This is a genomic window from Brevibacterium rongguiense (assembly GCF_009857845.1).
Taxonomy (GTDB): Bacteria; Actinomycetota; Actinomycetes; order Actinomycetales; family Brevibacteriaceae; genus Brevibacterium; species Brevibacterium rongguiense.
In genome coordinates this window covers 1-14545 of sequence record NZ_WWEQ01000068.1, presented here as the reverse complement: position 1 = coordinate 14545, position 14545 = coordinate 1, and the positions used below count along the sequence as shown (strand labels likewise).

The window sequence follows — 14545 nt, the reverse complement described above, 5'->3', positions numbered from 1 at the left end:
CTCGGGCCTCGGCCGCGGCCTGCGCGGTGGCCGGCAGCGCGACGACCGCGCGCCGCGCGGCCTCCAGCGCGGCATCGGAGCTCAGGTCCTCGTCGAGGAGCGCGATGGCCTGGGCCGCCTGCGCATCGCCGGCCGCTGCGGCGCGGCGGGCGTAGAGCACGGGCAGCGTCGGCACGCCCTCGCGCAGGTCCGTGCCCGGCGTCTTGCCGGTCTTCGCTCCATCGCCGGCCAGGTCGATGAGGTCGTCGGCGAGCTGGAAGGCGATGCCCACGCGCTCGCCGAAGTCGCGCAGGGGACCGATGAGCTCGCGCGGGCCGTTGGAGTAGATGAGCCCGAACTCGCCGGCGGCGGCGATGAGCGAGCCGGTCTTGTCCGCGAGCACGCGCAGGTAGTGCTCGATGGGGTCGGCCCCGGCGGGCGGCCCGGAGAACTCGGCGAGCTGGCCCAGGACGAGCCGCTCGAACGTCTCCGCCTGCAGCCGGACCGCCTCGACGCCCAGCTGGGCGCTCAGCAGCGAGGCCCGGGCGAACAGCAGATCGCCGGTGAGGATGGCCACGGAGTTGCCCCACACGTGCTGTGCCGCCGGGGCACCGCGGCGCAGCGGCGCATCGTCCATGACGTCGTCGTGGTAGAGGGTCGCGAGGTGGATGAGCTCGACGGCCGCGGCGGCGCTGCGCACCTCGGGCCGCGAGCCGTCGCCCAACTGGGCGGTGAGGAGGACGAGCATGGGCCGCACCCGCTTGCCGCCGGCGGCGAGCAGGTGGTGGGAGGCCTCGTCGGCGAGGTGGTCGGCCTGGGCGACGGCGGTCACAAGGATCTCCTCGACGTCGCCGAGGCGCTCGGCAAGCTCCTCGGCGAGCCCGGAGCCCGCTGCCGCGAAGGACCCGGGCGTCAGCGGCCCCCGGTCGCGCGAGCGCGCGGCGGGGGTGTCGGCAGCCTTCGTCATGTCCTCTTCCATGGTCGTTCGCGCGGCGGTGCGCGCGCCGCCCCGTGCCGGATTCCGCGGCGCGGGCTGCGCAGTGCGGTCCATCAGCGGTCCCTGTTGTCCGTCGCGGGGACCAGTGTCTCCAGCGCGACGATGATGCGATCGTACAGGTCGCGCTCGTCGGACTCCCCGCCGCGATACAGGTTGGCGAGCAGCTTGACGACAAACCGCATGAGCGTCTCGCTCCCCATACCGTACTTCAGACCGGCGCTCATGAGGGCGGGCCTGCCGATGAGCGAGGCGAAGATCCGGCCCAGCGTGAAGTAGCTGCCGAACGCCCCGCGCACCCGGTCCGGGTATTCGCGCAGGGCGGCGTGCATGGCCGCGCGCGGGTAGCGCCGCACGGTCGACACGGCCTCGGCGGCCAGGCGCGCGGACTCCATCGCGTAGTCGATGCCCTCGCCGTTGAACGGGTTGACCATCCCCGCGGAATCGCCCACGAGCAGCACTCCCGCGCGCAGGTGCGGGGTGCGGTTGAAGGCCATGGGCAGCGCGGCGCTGCGCACCTTCGCGACCATCGTGTCCTCCCCGATCGACCACTCGTGGCCCATCGCGGCAATCCACTCGCGCAGGACTCCGCGGTAGTCCACGGTGCCGAACTGGGGCGAGGAGTCGAGGATCCCCAGGCCCACGTTGACCGTGCCGTCGCCCATCGGGAAGAGCCAGCCGTAGCCGGGCATGGCCTCGCCGCGCTCGCCCTCGCGCGGGCGCCGAGCGCGGCCCGCTCCGGCGGCGTCGCCAGCGGGTGCCTGCGCAGGGGCGCGCAGCTCCAGCCAGCTCTCCAGCCGATCGTCCGAGGCCCGCGGCGAGGAGTAGTAGGTCCGCACGGCCACGCCCATGGGGCGATCCGCGCGCTTCTCGATCCCCAGCCCCACGGCCATGCGGGCCGAGACCCCGTCGGAGGCGATGACGACGGGCGCGCGGAAGAGCGTCTCGTCACCGGTCTTGCGGCCGCGGGAGTCCGTTGCGACGGCGCGCACGCCGGTGACCCCGCCGTCGGCACCGAGCACGGGCTCCTGCGCGAACGTGTGCTCGAACAGCTCCGCTCCCGAGGCGCGGGCGTGGTCGGCGAGCGCCGCGTCGAGTCCCGTGCGGGCCCGGGTGAGCCCGAAGTCCGGCATCCCGTCGACGGCCGGCCAGTCCATCTCCAGCCGGTGGCCCGCGCCGATGAGGCGCAGCCCCCGGTTGCGGTGCCAGCCGTCCTCCTCGCGCGGGTCGATGCCGAGCAGCTGGAGCTCGCGGACCGCGCGCGGGGTCAGTGCGTCGCCGCACACCTTGTCGCGCGGGAAGGCGGACTTCTCGAGCAGCGCGACGCTCAGCCCGGCGGCCGCCAGGTGCGCTGCCGCGGTGGAGCCGGCGGGCCCGGCGCCCACGACGACGGCGTCGAAGTCGAGTGCCCTCATGCTCCCGGGACCGGCTTGAGGGCGTGGTGGAGAGCCACGATGCCGCCGGTGAGGTTGCGGTATCGCACCTGGTCGAAACCGGCATCGCGGATGAGGTGGGCGAGGGCGTCCTGGTCCGGCCACGCGCGGATGGACTCCGCGAGGTAGACGTAGGCCTCCGGATTCGAGCTCACGGCGCGCGCCACGGCGGGCAGCGCGCGCATGATGTAGCCCTTGTAGAAGCGGGCGAACGGCGCGAGCGTGGGGGTGGAGAACTCGGCGACGAGGAGCCGCCCGCCGGGCTTGAGCACCCGCAGCATCTCCGCGAGCGCGGCCTGGGGCTCCTGCACGTTGCGGAAGCCGTAGGTGATGGTCACGACGTCGAAGCTCGCATCGTCGAACGGCAGGTCCAGCGCGTCGGCGTAGACGAAGTCGATCTCCGGGTGCTTGCGGCGGCCCACCTCGAGCATGCCAGTGGAGATGTCGCCGGCCGTCACCTCGGCGCCGGCGCGCGCATAGGGCACGGAGGAGGCGCCGGTGCCGGCGGCCAGGTCGAGGATCCGCTCACCGGGGTGCGGGTCGACGGCCTTCGTGATCTCGATGCGCCACAGGCGCGAGATGCCGAATGTCATCGCGTCGTTCGTCAGGTCGTAGCGGTCGGCCACGGCGTCGAACATGGATGCGACTTCCGATGCCTGCTTGTCCAGGTGCGCGCGATTCATGCCCCCATGATCGCAACCGGCGGGGCATGCGCGCCACTCCGGGTGCGCCGCGCGGGATCCCGGCGCCGCGCGTGCTCTCGCTGCCGCGCGGGCTCCCGGCACCGGACCTGTGGCGGCGTCGCTAGCATGGGGCCGTGATCACCGTGGACTTGGACCCCGCCGCCGTGGAGCTCCCGGACCTGCCGGCGCTGCGGGTGCGCTCGTGGTTCATCGACGGCGTCAGCCCCGAGGCCCCGCGCCCGTTCCGCGCGGGCCTGCCCACCGCGCCCGTCGAGTTCCTCGCACAGCTGCCGGTCGACGAGCTCAGCTGCTGGGTGCGCGGCACCTCCGGTCTCGTGGGCTTCGGGCGAGCCGTGCGCCTGCGCACGCGCGGGACCGCGGGGCCGGGCGCCGTGGCCGGGAACGGGGTGCCAGGCGCAGTTGCCGCAGACGAGGCGGCGCTCCCCTCGCGCTTCACGGTCCTCGACCGCGCCTGGCGGGCGCTCGTCGCGAGCGCCCGCATCGACGACGGCGTGGGCCTGCCGGGCGCGGGCCTCGTGGGCTTCACGGCCCTCGCGTTCTCGCCTGACTCGCGGGCCCACTCCGTCATCGACGTGCCGCGCTACCTCATGGGCCGCCGCGATGGCCGGGTCTGGCTGACGGACATCGCCCCGGACGGCGACAATGCCGCCGGCCTCGCACTCGCCGCCTCGCCCCTGCGCGCGCCGGTGGGCGCCCGGGTGCTGCCCGGCAGCGTGAGCGCGCAGGCCTACCGGGCGAATGTGGCCCAGGCGAGCGCGGCGATGCGCGGCACCTCGGTGATTGGCACCTCGGCGGCGGGCCTGCCCGAGACGGATGCCTCGAAGGCGGGAGGCCGGGTGACCGCCTTCGGCACTGGGGCGCATGGCTCCCCCGGTGCCGCCGCCTCCCCTGGCACCGTCGGCTCCCCCGGCGAATCCGGCGGCGCCGCCACCGCAGGCGGCGCGGGGGCGGCCGGCGAGGCCGGACGGCTGCGCAAGGCCGTGCTCGCCCGCGACGCGGTCGTCGAGACCGTCGAGGACATCGACGTGCGCGCGGTGCTCGGCCGGCTCAACGCCGACTACCCCTCGTGCTGGACATTCGATGTGGCCGGCCTCGTGGGCGCCACCCCGGAGCTGCTCATCGGGGTGCAGGACGGCACCGTCACCTCCCGCGTGCTCGCCGGGACGTACCGCGTGCAGCAGGATCCGGCCGCGGAGCTCGACGCCGCGCGCGCCCAGCTGGGCGCGGCCAAGGACAGCGCGGAGCACCGCTTCGCCATCAACTCGCTGGCCGCCTCGCTGGGCCCGCTGAGCCCCGACCTCCACGTCGACGCCGAACCCCACCTGCTCCAGCTCGCCAACGTCATCCACCTCGCCTCGGACGCCCGCGGGACGCTGGCCCCCACCGGATCGGCCGCGGGCGCTGGCTCCGGCGGGGCTCCCGGCTCCGAACACGAGGTCGGGGACGGCGAGGCCGCCGGGTCGCCCGCGGCCCCGCCGTCCATCCTCGAGGTCGCACGCCGCGTGCACCCCACCGCCGCCGTGGGCGGCGTGCCCCCCGCGGCGGCGGCCGCGCTCATCGCCGAGCTCGAGGGCGCCGACCGCGGCCGCTACGCCGGGCCCGTGGGATGGCTCGACGACCGCGGCAACGGGCAGCTGGGCATCGCGCTGCGCTGCGGCCAGCTCGAGGCGCGCAACCGAATCCGGCTGTGGGCGGGCGCGGGCATCATGCCGGACTCGGACCCGGATTCGGAGCTGGCGGAGACCGCGGCGAAGCTCGCGCCCATGCTGCGCGCGCTCGGCGCCCGCCTGCCGGACGAGGCGGGAGGCGAGACCGGTGACACGGCGGGCCGCCTTTCTCCACCCGAATCCCCACCCGTGGGCTGAGGCGCCCCCTGCGCTCGGCCGGGATGCTGGTCCCATCGTCAGACGAAAGGACCGCATCATGCTCGGCTTGCCCCTCACCCAGTTCCTCGGACCCCTCGGCCAGATCCTCCCCACCGTCGTCGTGGTCGCGGCGGTCATCGCGCTGATCGGGCGCCGCCAGCTGCGGTGGCGAGCCCTCGATGCGGCCCGGCCGTGGAGATCCGCCCTCATCCTCGGCGGCATCGGCGCGGGCCTGGTGGTCGTGACCGGGCAGCTGGGTGCCATGACCCTCGCCGCCTGCGCGCTCCTCGCCGTCGAGCTCCTGGTCGGTGCGGCCTCCGGTGTCGTGATGGGGCGTCTCACGACGCTGCGGCCGCAGCGGGGAAGAACCCCGAGACGGCCCCGCGGTGGGAGGCCCGCGGCGGCGCCGCAGGCCTCCTGGTCTTCGTCGGCCTGCTCCTGGTCCGGGTGGCCATCGGCGTCGCAGCCCACGTCGCGGGAATCGAGTTCGCGGTCTCCAGCGGTACGATCCTGCTGCTGGTGGCCGCGAACCGCGCGGGCGCCGCCGCGGTCCTCGGTTCGCGCACGGCAGCCCTCGAGGAGGCGCCGCGCGCCCCGCACCGCGCGCGCTGATCCGCCCCGCACACGCGGGACCGTGAGGAGGGGAACGACGATGACCGTGGGCGACGCCGCACCCGGGTTCGGCCGGAACCGCGCAGCGCTCGCCCTCGTGCGCTCCGGCGTGGGCATCGCCGCCGTGACGACGGCGCTCATCGTCATCCCGGTGGGCACCCTCCCTACCCTGTTCGCCGCGCTCGCGATCGCCGTCTGGGCCGCCCTCAGCGTGTGCGCCGCCCTCGGCCGCCGGGTGCCGCTGCCCCTTGCCGCACTGGGCGTGCTGGCCGCCTCGCTGGCACTGACCGGCAGCCTGGGACTCACCGCGGTGCCGCTGGCGATCGTGCTGGTGCGCACGCTGGCCGAGCCCCAGCGCCCCGCCTGGCACGGCGCCGCCCTGGCGGTCCTTACCGCCCTGGCCCTGGTCGGGGCCGCGCTGACGCCACACGGCCGCGAGGACCTCCGCTGGCTGCCGGTGCAGCTGGCCATGGTCGGCGTCATGGCGGCACTCGGTGCGGCGCGCCGGCAGGTGCGCCGCTCAGAGCTGGCCGCTGCCCGCGCCCGGGAGGTCGAACTCGAGGCCACCGCCCGCTGGCAGGTGCTGGCCGACCGGCAGGCGCTGGCCCGCGAGCTGCACGACGTGCTCGCCCATTCACTGGGCGGTCTTGTCGTGCAGCTCGATGCCGCCGAGGCGCTGCTCGAGTCCGGGCGCGCAGACGATGCGGCCCGGACGGTGGGCGCGGCGCGCGCCCTCGCCGCAACCGGGCTGTCCGAGGCGCGCGACGCGGTGGCCCAGCTGCGCGAGCCCCCGGCCGAGGCCCCCGCTCGGTCCGCCTCGCTGAGCGCCGCCGTGGACCCCCTCGTCGCGGAGGCGCGCGGACTGGGAATGGAGGTCCGAGCGCAGGCGGGCCCCGACGACGCGGTGTCCCCCGTCGCTGCCGCCGCGTTCCATCGCGCCGCGCAGGAGGCCCTGACCAACGCCCGCAAGCACGCGCCCGGGCAGCCCGTCGACCTCGCATACGCCGTGTGCGATGGGTGGGCGACGTTGGACGTCGCGAACGCGCTGTCCTTCGCGCCCGGTGCCCTGGCCGAGTCCGGCGGCGGCAACGGGCTGCGGGGGATGCGGGAGCGCTTCGCGCAGCTGCCCGGGGGCGAGCTCAGCGCCGGCACCGCGGACGGCGCCTTCAGCCTCCATGCCCGCGCACGCGCCGAAGGGTGCCCGGAGTGAGCGAGTCCGGCCCCCCGATCCGCGTCATCGTCGCGGACGACCAGGCGATCGTGCGCGAGGGCCTCGCCACGGTGCTCGGGCTGCTCGCCGACGTCGACGTGGTCGGGCAGGCGGCGGATGGCGCGCAGGCACTCGCGATCGCCCGCGAGGTGCACCCGGATGTCGTGCTCATGGACCTGCGCATGCCGGGCGTATCCGGCGCGGAGGCGACCGCCCTCCTGCGCGCTCAGGCGCCCTCGGTGCGGGTGCTCGTTCTCACGACGTTCGGCGACGACGCCTCGATCGCCGAGGCGCTGCGGGCCGGCGCCGCGGGCTACCTGACCAAGGACGCCTCCCGGGCCCAGGTCGCCGCGGCCATCCGCGCCGTCGCCGCCGGGGCCACGGCGATGTCCGATGAGGTCGGAGCGCGCCTGCTCCAGGGCCTCGCTCCCGCCCCGGCCGCGCCCGTGGCCGACGGGTCTGCGCGGCCTGCCCGCGGTGACTCCACACGGGACGAGCGAGAGGAGGAGGCCTCGCCCGCGAGCCTGCGACGGCGCCACGCGAACCTCACGGCGCGCGAAGCCGAGGTGCTCGCCCTGATGGCGCAGGGGCTCACCAACGCCGAGATCGCGGGCTCCCTGTTCGTGTCGATGCCCACGGTGAAGACGCATGTGAACGCGGTCTTCGCCAAGCTCCCCGCCCGGGACCGCGCCGATGCCATCCGGCAGGCGCTGGGCCGCGGGCGCACCCCGTAGCCGCGGCCGGTGCTCAGCCCCCGACGGGCGGCAGCGGTATCTCGTAGACCCCGGGGCGCCCGGCCGCAGCGGCCGAGGCGATGGCCGCGGCATCCGCACAGCGCTCGTAGTGCCAGCCGTAGGCGCGGGCCAGATGTTCGAACGTGCGGCCGTGGCGGGTGCCGAAGTAGCGGTCGAAGAACGGCCGCAGGTGCGGCTGGCCGTGCTCCAGGCCGGCGAAGATCGCCCCGCCGTCGTCGTTGAGGACAAAGACCTGCAGGTGCGGCGGTGCCTCGCCGGATTCGCGCAGCAGCCCGCCCACGTCGTGGAGCGCGGCGACGTCGCCGATGACCAGCCGCAGCGGTGCGTCCAACTCAGGATCGAGGCCCAGCCCCATCGCCGTGCCCGCGGCCGTGGAGATGAGCCCGTCGATTCCGGCCAGGCCCCGCGAGGCGTGCAGCCGCACCCCGGAGGTGGGCACCCGGTCCAGGTAGCGCACGGCCGACGAGCTGGCGGCAAACAGCTCGCCCCCTGCCGCGGCGATCGCACGAACGGCGGCGGCTGGATCGAGCGGGCGAGGTGCCCCCGGCTGGGGCTCCGCGGCCGGCCGCGCAGCGGCCGGCTCCTCCTGCTCGGTCCGCTCCGGCTGCTCGGTCCGCGCAGGCTGCGCCGCCCGTGGCAGTCCGGTGCCCTGTTCCCGTTGGTCGCCGTCCTGCTCCGCGGGGTCGGCGCTCTGCGGCGCACCCGCCGCACGCCAGCGCTCGGCCCAGCGCAGCCCCACGGCGTCCGGGGCGAGCCCCGCGGCGGCCCCCGCGGCCTGCCAGGCCTCCTCCCACGCACCGGGGCTCACCGCGTCCAGATCGGCCTGGATGCGGTGCACCGCGACACCCGGGGCGGCGAGGAGCCGCGCATCGGGGCGGAAGAGCGTGACCTTGCCGAATGAGAAGACCGTGCGGATCTCCGCCGTGAGCTCGGGATGCGCGGCCAGCACCTCGGCGTGGGCGGGGACCGCGCCGGGCAGCTCGCGCAGGGCCGAGGTGGGCTCGGCGAGCACGGGCAGGCCCGTGGCGTCTGCGAACGCGGCCGCCCGCGCGGCGGACCAGCCGAACGCATCGCCGGCGAGGATCACCGCGCGCTCGCGGGGCGCGGTAAGGAACCCGGCGTCGAGGGCCGCCGACGCACCAACCGGGGCCGCGGACGCGCCAACGGGCGCTCCGGGCACACCAGCCTGCACTGCCGGCACCGCGACCGCGAACGGCGGGTCGTCCGCGGTCGGCTCCAGCGGCACGTCGAACTGGACGTTGAGCTGGACGGGGCCGGGAGGCCGCCCGGCGGCCAGCCCGGTGCCCAGGGCCGCGGTGAGCGCCTGGGCGACCAGCGCCTCGGCGGCGGAGCCCGGCGTCCCCGCGGGGACGTCGAGGGCCGCGCGCACCTCGGGCAGCGCGCGGTGCTGCGCGTCGAGTGTCTGATTGGCTCCGGTGCCGCGCAGGCGGGCCGGCCGGTCCGCGGTGAGCAGGAGCAGCGGGAGGTGGGCGTAGGCGGCCTCGAGCGCGGCCGGGTGGAGGTTGGCGACGGCGCTGCCGGAGGTGGTCACGACGGCCACCGGGGCGGGCGGCCGGCCCGCGGCCCGCTCCCCCTTGGCGATCCCGAGGGCCAGGAAGGCGGCGTCGCGCTCGTCGATGCGCACGTGGGCGGTGAGGGCGCCGGCGGCATCGGCGGCGGCCAGTGCGTAGGCCAGCGGAGCCGAACGCGAACCCGGGCTGATGACCGCGTGGCGCACTCCGGCGCCGAGGAGAGCGGAGACGAGGGCGCGGGCGAGCGCGGTGGAGTCGTTCACATCCCGATTCAACCAGACGCTCGGGGTGTGCCGACGCAGCCGCCCGGCACGGCCGGGGCTGGCGGGGCCACTGCGCGCGCCCGGCCGAGGCCCGCTGCGGGCACGGTCCCGGCACTACGATGGCCCCTATGAGTTCGTACCCTCCCCATCCCTACGCCGCCGCCGAAGCCCCGCACAGGCCGGCAGTCGAGCGCAGCGATCGGCACCGGGTGTGGCAGCTCGTCGCGGGGGCGGTGGCGTTCGTCCTCGCGCAGCTCGTGGCCGGGACCGTGAGCGTCCTCGCCCACGTGTTCAACACGGGCGCGCTCGTGGGCAGCACGGGCGAGCTCACGGGCGGGGAGTACCTGATCGGCATGTGCGCCGGCGCGCTCGTGGCCCTCGTCCTCTACGCCCTCATCGTGGGCACCATCGGCAAGGCGCCCTGGCTGGGGCTGCGCGGTTCGTCCGTGCCGCTGGAGATCGCGATCGGGCTGGGGGTGGGCGCCGTGCTCATCGCGGGCTCGGTGGGGCTCATCGCGCTGTTCGGCGGCTACCGCATCACCGGCGTCGAGGTCTCCGGCGGCATCCTCCTGGCCCTGGCCGCGGGGATCGGCGCGGGCTTCATGGAGGAGATCCTGTTCCGCGGCTTCCTGCTGCGCATCCTCGACGCGTGGCTGGGCACGTGGTGGGCGCTCATCCTCAGCTCGGTGCTGTTCGGCGCGGTCCACCTCACCAATCCCGAGGCGACGTGGCTGGGCACCGTGGGGATCATGGTCTCCGCGGGCGGCCTGCTGGGCGGGGCATACATCCTCACGCGCCGCCTCTGGCTGCCCATCGCGATCCACATCTCCTGGAACTTCGTGCAGGGCGGCATCTTCTCCTCCGACATCTCCGGCACCGGGGACTCCCACGGCCTGTTCACCGCGCAGTGGCCCGGCCCCGCCTGGCTGACCGGCGGGACAATGGGCATGGAGGGCTCGGTCCTCACAATCGCCGTGGCCGTGATCGCCGCCGGCGGCATCCTCCATCTGGCACTCAAGCACGGGATGATCGTGGGGCCCGTGCGCCGCGAGCGCAGGGCGGCACGGGAGCCCGAGGCGCGGGAGCCTGACCCGCGGGGGACCGAACCGCAGTAGCCCGAGGTTCGGGGGCCCGATGGGCAGTAGCCCGGGGTGCGGGGCCCGAGACCTGGGGAGCCCGAGGGAGGGCCGCCTACGGGGAGCGCGCGGGCTCCCCCAGTAAGCGCGGGTGAGCGCCGGTGAGCGCGGATAGGTGCGGTGAGCGCGGTTCGGCGCGGCCAGGCGCGCTGCGCGGGGGTAAGCGCAGTGAGCGCGGGCGAGCGCGAAGAGGCACGGGCCTGTTCACCTTCGCGCCGTATAGTCGCAGTCCGCCGGCCATGCGCCGGCGGTTCGCCGTTCACCGCGCCCACCGCCCGAGGTCCCGCCATGTCCCTGCGCTCTCCCGCCTCCGCACCGTTGCCCACCGCCCTGAACTGGGGCGATGTCGTCGTGCCCGCGGACGCCGAGGCGCCGGCCGGTGTTGGCCCGACTGCAGCGCCGGCCCGGGCTTCGCTGGCCCAGCGGGCCGCGCTGGGGCTCGGCGCGCGCGCCGTGCGCGCCCTCACCTCGGCCCGCCGCCGTGCCGGTGCCTACCCGGCGCGCAGCGAGACGCTTGCGCCCCTGGGCGCCGAGCCCACCGGGCCGGCCGCCCGCCGGATCCACGTGCGGGAGAAGCGGAAGCTCTCGGACCGGCTGCGGGAGCTCTTCGTCTACTCCCCCGCCCTGGGCCGCACGGTGGGGGTGCGGGTGCTGCTGCCCGGCGTGCCCAGCGAGCAGGCCCCCGCGCTCTACCTGTTCCACGGCGGCGGGGACGACTTCCGCTCGTGGACCGACCTGGGCAACGCGGAGGCGCTGACGGCGCACTCGCCCCACCTCGTGGTCATGCCGGACGCGGGCGCGGCCTCCTACTCGCGCCATGCGCTCGACGACGGCTCGATCCTCGATTGGCCCGCATTCCACACCATCGAGCTTCCCGCGCTCATCGCCGAGCTCCACTCCGTGCGGGCCGGGCCCCGCGGCCGCCTGCTGGCCGGACTGTCGATGGGCGGGTACGGGGCCATGAAGTACGCCGCGTGGGCGCCCGGCTCCTGCCGGGCCGCGGCCGCATTCTCCTCGCCGCTCGACCCGCTGGCCGCCCCGCCGCTCTTCCAAATCGTGGCGCTGCGCGAGGGCGCACGCGCGCACTCGCTGTTCGGGCCCGTGCGGACCTCGCGGCAGCGCTGGGAGGACAATTCCCCGCTGGCGCTCGCGGCGGGACTGCGCGGGACGGACCTGTGGTTCACCGCGGGATCCGGCCGACCGGACCCGGACGACCCCGCTGCGGCCGCGGGCCCGGACCGCCTCGAGGCCGCCGTGAGCGCCCTGGGCGAGCGGTTCCACGCGCGGCTGGACGAACTGCGTATCGACCATGCCTGGCATCCGCGGCCGGCCGGTGCGCACTCCTGGCACGCGTGGCAGCGCGAGCTGCACCGCTGGTTGGGCCACCTCGCCGAGCTCGAGCGGTCCCACCGCCCCGGCCGGCTCGACGACCACCACAGGGGTGGCGAGCCCGACCAGTTCGGCGGCCTCGGCCGGCTCGCTCCCGATGACGGTGGCGGCCTCGTCCAGCTTGCTCCTGGCCCCGGTGATGAACTCGGCTCCCTGGGCGCCCGAGGTCGTGGTGACAGCTTCGACTGCGGTGAGGGCCTCCCTCGCGGTTCGGGCCTCGCTCGTGGTGACGGCCCCGAACGTGGCGACGGCATCGGCCGCGGCACGGGGACCGGGTGCGCCACCGGCCGCCGGGGCACCGGGGAGCGGGCCGGTGCCACCGGAAGGGCCGCGGAGCCGAGCGCCGACGGTGCCGCTCTCACAGGGGCGGCAGTTCCGGCTGCGAGCTGCTCCGAGCCGGCCCCGGCCCGTGTGCCGCGCGCCTCGCTCGCAACTGCCGCCGGCCCCGCATCCCCGCCCGCGCAAGTAGCAGGCACAGCGGGTGAGCGCACCGCGGTGCGCACCGCAGAACCGGTGTTCGCCTCCGACGGGTGGTACGTCGCGCTCTCACGGTGGCGGGGCCAGGAGACCGTATTCACGGCGGGACGGGACGGATTCGCACTCACCGGGGCGGGCACGTTCCGCGTCCGCACGCCCGCCCTCTACCGGCCGGGGGCGCTGTACCTCTGCGAGGTGGCCTCACCGCTGGGAGGCAGCGCGTTCTCCGTGCGCGCGGACGCACACGGGCGCCTCGACCTCACGGGCCGCCTGGGTGCGGCCCTCCACGATCCCATCGTCCCGGGCCCGCGGACGCGCCACTTCCGCACGTGGGGCCAGGAGGCGCTGACGCAGGTGCGGATCGTCGCCGCGCCGACTGCGCTCGCCTGAGGGCTCGCGCCCTCCCGGACCGGTGACCCGGGTGCCCGAGTCACCTCGCCCGCGGGCCGCCTCGTCCGCGGGCCGCCTCGTCCACGGGCCGTCATCCTGTGTGCCTGCCCGCCGGACACGCAGCGCGAAGGCCCGCCGCGGCGCGGCGATTGCCCGCTCGCCGGGCGGGTCCACGGCCACGGCCGCGTGCTAGCGTCGGCGGTACCGACACGGTCGGCCCCTGCGACGAAGGCAGCAGCATGCGCACCCCCGCCCAGCATCCGCCACACACCCACCCGATGCCCACGGCCGCCCCGGGCGCTGCGCGCACCGGGCGGAGCCCGCGGCGCAGCGCTCTGCCCGCCCTGGCCCTCGTCGCCTCACTCGCCCTCGCGGGCTGCACCCCGGCCGGTGACCACGGATCGGATCCCGACGATGCACAGGGCGGTGCGACCTCGGCGCCGACGGCCGGCACGGCGAGCGCGCAGGGCGAGGGCACCTCGGCGCCGGAGACGCAGGGCCCACAGGAAAAGGTCGACCGCTCGGCGCTCGAGGCCGCGGTGCGCAAGGCGAAGGCGGGCGGCAAGGCGTTCGCGCCCATGTCGGAGGAGACGAAGGCGCAGCTCGAGGCCATGCTCGATCAGCTGGAGAAGGCGAAGTCGACCCCTGCGGACTGTAAGGGCCTCGCGCAGGAGGTGCTGGCCACCAACGCCCCCGAGGAGGATGCGGTGGCGGGACTCACCGAGGACAGCGACCACTCGCTGGCCGTCGTGTCCTACGACTCCCCCGGCCAGGCGCGCGGAGCCTACGACACCGTGGACCGGGCACTCGACCGCTGCGCCTCCTTCACCTTGGACATCGGCGGTCGCACGGCGCCCTTCACGGTCGAGGCGCGCGACGTCGCGGTCGACGGTTCGCAGGCCGCGCGGGCCGCCGTCATCACCGGGGACCTCTCCGGCGAGCAGACGAAGACGGCAGCCGTCTGGGCGGTGAGCGGAACGGCGCTGGTGAGCGCGGAGAACCTCAGCGCGGACGATCCGCAGCCGGCCGCCGAGGCCGCCGCGTCCCTGTTCGCGGCACTGGACTGACATGACCCGTCTCCCCGCGCGCTATGGCCTGCGCCCACTGCACCGCGCCGCGTGGTGGCTGGTGCCGGGCCTCGTCATCACCGGGGTCCTCGGTTTCATCAACGCCGTCGAGTCGTTCGCGGGCGGGCCCGGTTCCGGCGGGTGGCATGCGGCACTGGACCCCGGTGCGCTGCTGTTCGCCGCCCGGCTGGGGCTGGCCGCGTTCGCGCCCGGTGCGGTCGTCGAGGCGGTGACGACCCGCGGGAGTGCGAGCGCCCCTCCGACTCGCGGCGTTCGCTGCGCTGCTCGTGGGCGGCGGCTTGGCGCTGCACGGGTTCACGCTGCTCATCGACATGGACCTGTGGGGTCTGAACGTGGCGATCTACGAGTATGAGGTCGTGCCCGTCACGCTGGTGGGCGCAGTCGTGTCCATCGCCACGGCCGCGCGGGCGGAGGGCCTGGCCGCGCGGGCCGCGGGCAGCTCGGGGCGCACGGCGGGCAGCCTTGTGCGTACACCGGGGGACCCGCGGTGCACGCGCATAGTGCACGATGCCTCGACACCGGGGGCGCCAGGGGCGCCGGACGTACCAGGGGCGCCAGGGGAACGCGACCTCAGCGCACCGCGCGGCTAGTTGTGATGTCCAGGGACGTTGTTGCGTGAATCGCGGTCTACCCGCTGACAGGTGAAGGCCTCCCATTGCGAGAGTGGAGCTGTCGACAAACCGCTCACGCATCACAGGAGGCCTTCATGTCCCACGCT

The 14545-nt window shown here is 75.6% G+C and carries 12 protein-coding genes; 8 read left to right on the top strand and 4 right to left on the bottom strand.

Annotated features, from left to right (window positions below):
* The 3 genes from GSY69_RS12135 to GSY69_RS12125 all read right to left on the bottom strand — a co-directional run.
* Nucleotides 1-946: polyprenyl synthetase family protein (locus GSY69_RS12135; RefSeq protein WP_202411083.1), on the bottom strand; the 946-nt coding region annotated here is incomplete at its 3' end.
* 83 nt (nucleotides 947-1029) lie between these two features.
* Nucleotides 1030-2388 carry an FAD-dependent oxidoreductase gene (locus GSY69_RS12130; RefSeq protein ID WP_160954101.1) on the bottom strand — a complete coding sequence of 453 codons (1359 nt, stop codon included), beginning with the start codon at nucleotides 2386-2388 and terminating at the stop codon, nucleotides 1030-1032.
* Nucleotides 2385-3089, bottom strand: coding sequence for a demethylmenaquinone methyltransferase (locus GSY69_RS12125; RefSeq protein WP_160954100.1), 705 nt, complete (start codon nucleotides 3087-3089; stop codon nucleotides 2385-2387). Before GSY69_RS12125 ends, GSY69_RS12130 begins: the two co-directional genes overlap by 4 nt.
* 134 nt (nucleotides 3090-3223) lie before the next feature.
* On the opposite strand from GSY69_RS12125, the gene GSY69_RS12120 reads away from it, so the two are divergent.
* From GSY69_RS12120 to GSY69_RS12105, 4 genes are all read left to right on the top strand, one after another.
* Nucleotides 3224-4975 carry an isochorismate synthase gene (locus GSY69_RS12120; RefSeq protein WP_328698866.1) on the top strand — a complete coding sequence of 584 codons (1752 nt, stop codon included), beginning with the start codon at nucleotides 3224-3226 and terminating at the stop codon, nucleotides 4973-4975.
* A gap of 447 nt (nucleotides 4976-5422) precedes the next feature.
* Nucleotides 5423-5587, top strand: coding sequence for a hypothetical protein (locus tag GSY69_RS12115; protein ID WP_160954099.1), 165 nt, complete (start codon nucleotides 5423-5425; stop codon nucleotides 5585-5587).
* Nucleotides 5588-5627: 40 nt separating this feature from the next.
* Entirely contained in the window at nucleotides 5628-6797 is a 1170-nt protein-coding gene (locus tag GSY69_RS12110) for a sensor histidine kinase (RefSeq protein WP_160954098.1), read from the top strand.
* A complete protein-coding gene (locus GSY69_RS12105; RefSeq protein WP_160954097.1) occupies nucleotides 6794-7531 on the top strand; it encodes a response regulator in 738 nt (245 codons plus the stop codon). The genes GSY69_RS12110 and GSY69_RS12105 overlap by 4 nt, the downstream gene beginning before the upstream one ends.
* Nucleotides 7532-7544: 13 nt before the next feature.
* Here the strand turns inward: GSY69_RS12105 and menD are convergent, their stop codons facing one another.
* On the bottom strand, nucleotides 7545-9347 hold the full coding sequence (gene menD, locus GSY69_RS12100; RefSeq protein ID WP_160954096.1) for a 2-succinyl-5-enolpyruvyl-6-hydroxy-3-cyclohexene-1-carboxylic-acid synthase: 1803 nt from the start codon (nucleotides 9345-9347) through the stop codon (nucleotides 7545-7547).
* A gap of 128 nt (nucleotides 9348-9475) precedes the next feature.
* Here menD and GSY69_RS12095 point away from each other — a divergent pair, with 128 nt between their 5' ends.
* The 4 genes from GSY69_RS12095 (at nucleotide 9476) to GSY69_RS12080 (ending at nucleotide 14417) form a co-directional block, all read left to right on the top strand.
* The gene (locus GSY69_RS12095) at nucleotides 9476-10462 is read left to right on the top strand and encodes a CPBP family intramembrane glutamic endopeptidase (RefSeq protein ID WP_160954095.1); all 987 of its coding nucleotides are present in this window, start codon (nucleotides 9476-9478) and stop codon (nucleotides 10460-10462) included.
* A gap of 309 nt (nucleotides 10463-10771) precedes the next feature.
* The gene (locus GSY69_RS14745; RefSeq protein WP_235936525.1) at nucleotides 10772-12739 is read left to right on the top strand and encodes an alpha/beta hydrolase; all 1968 of its coding nucleotides are present in this window, start codon (nucleotides 10772-10774) and stop codon (nucleotides 12737-12739) included.
* A gap of 278 nt (nucleotides 12740-13017) precedes the next feature.
* On the top strand, nucleotides 13018-13806 hold the full coding sequence (locus GSY69_RS12085) for a sensor domain-containing protein (RefSeq protein ID WP_160954094.1): 789 nt from the start codon (nucleotides 13018-13020) through the stop codon (nucleotides 13804-13806).
* A 245-nt stretch (nucleotides 13807-14051) separates the two neighbouring features.
* Nucleotides 14052-14417 carry a hypothetical protein gene (locus tag GSY69_RS12080; protein WP_160954093.1) on the top strand — a complete coding sequence of 122 codons (366 nt, stop codon included), beginning with the start codon at nucleotides 14052-14054 and terminating at the stop codon, nucleotides 14415-14417.
* Nucleotides 14418-14545: the final 128 nt, after the last annotated feature.

Coding starts and splice junctions, on each gene's coding strand:
- GSY69_RS14745 (WP_235936525.1), top strand. CDS start 10,772: ATGTCCCTGCGCTCTCCCGCCTCCGCACCGTTGCCCACCGCCCTGAAC.
- GSY69_RS12110 (WP_160954098.1), top strand. CDS start 5,628: ATGACCGTGGGCGACGCCGCACCCGGGTTCGGCCGGAACCGCGCAGCG.
- GSY69_RS12085 (WP_160954094.1), top strand. CDS start 13,018: ATGCCCACGGCCGCCCCGGGCGCTGCGCGCACCGGGCGGAGCCCGCGG.
- GSY69_RS12130 (WP_160954101.1), bottom strand. CDS start 2,388: ATGAGGGCACTCGACTTCGACGCCGTCGTCGTGGGCGCCGGGCCCGCC.
- GSY69_RS12125 (WP_160954100.1), bottom strand. CDS start 3,089: ATGAATCGCGCGCACCTGGACAAGCAGGCATCGGAAGTCGCATCCATG.
- GSY69_RS12095 (WP_160954095.1), top strand. CDS start 9,476: ATGAGTTCGTACCCTCCCCATCCCTACGCCGCCGCCGAAGCCCCGCAC.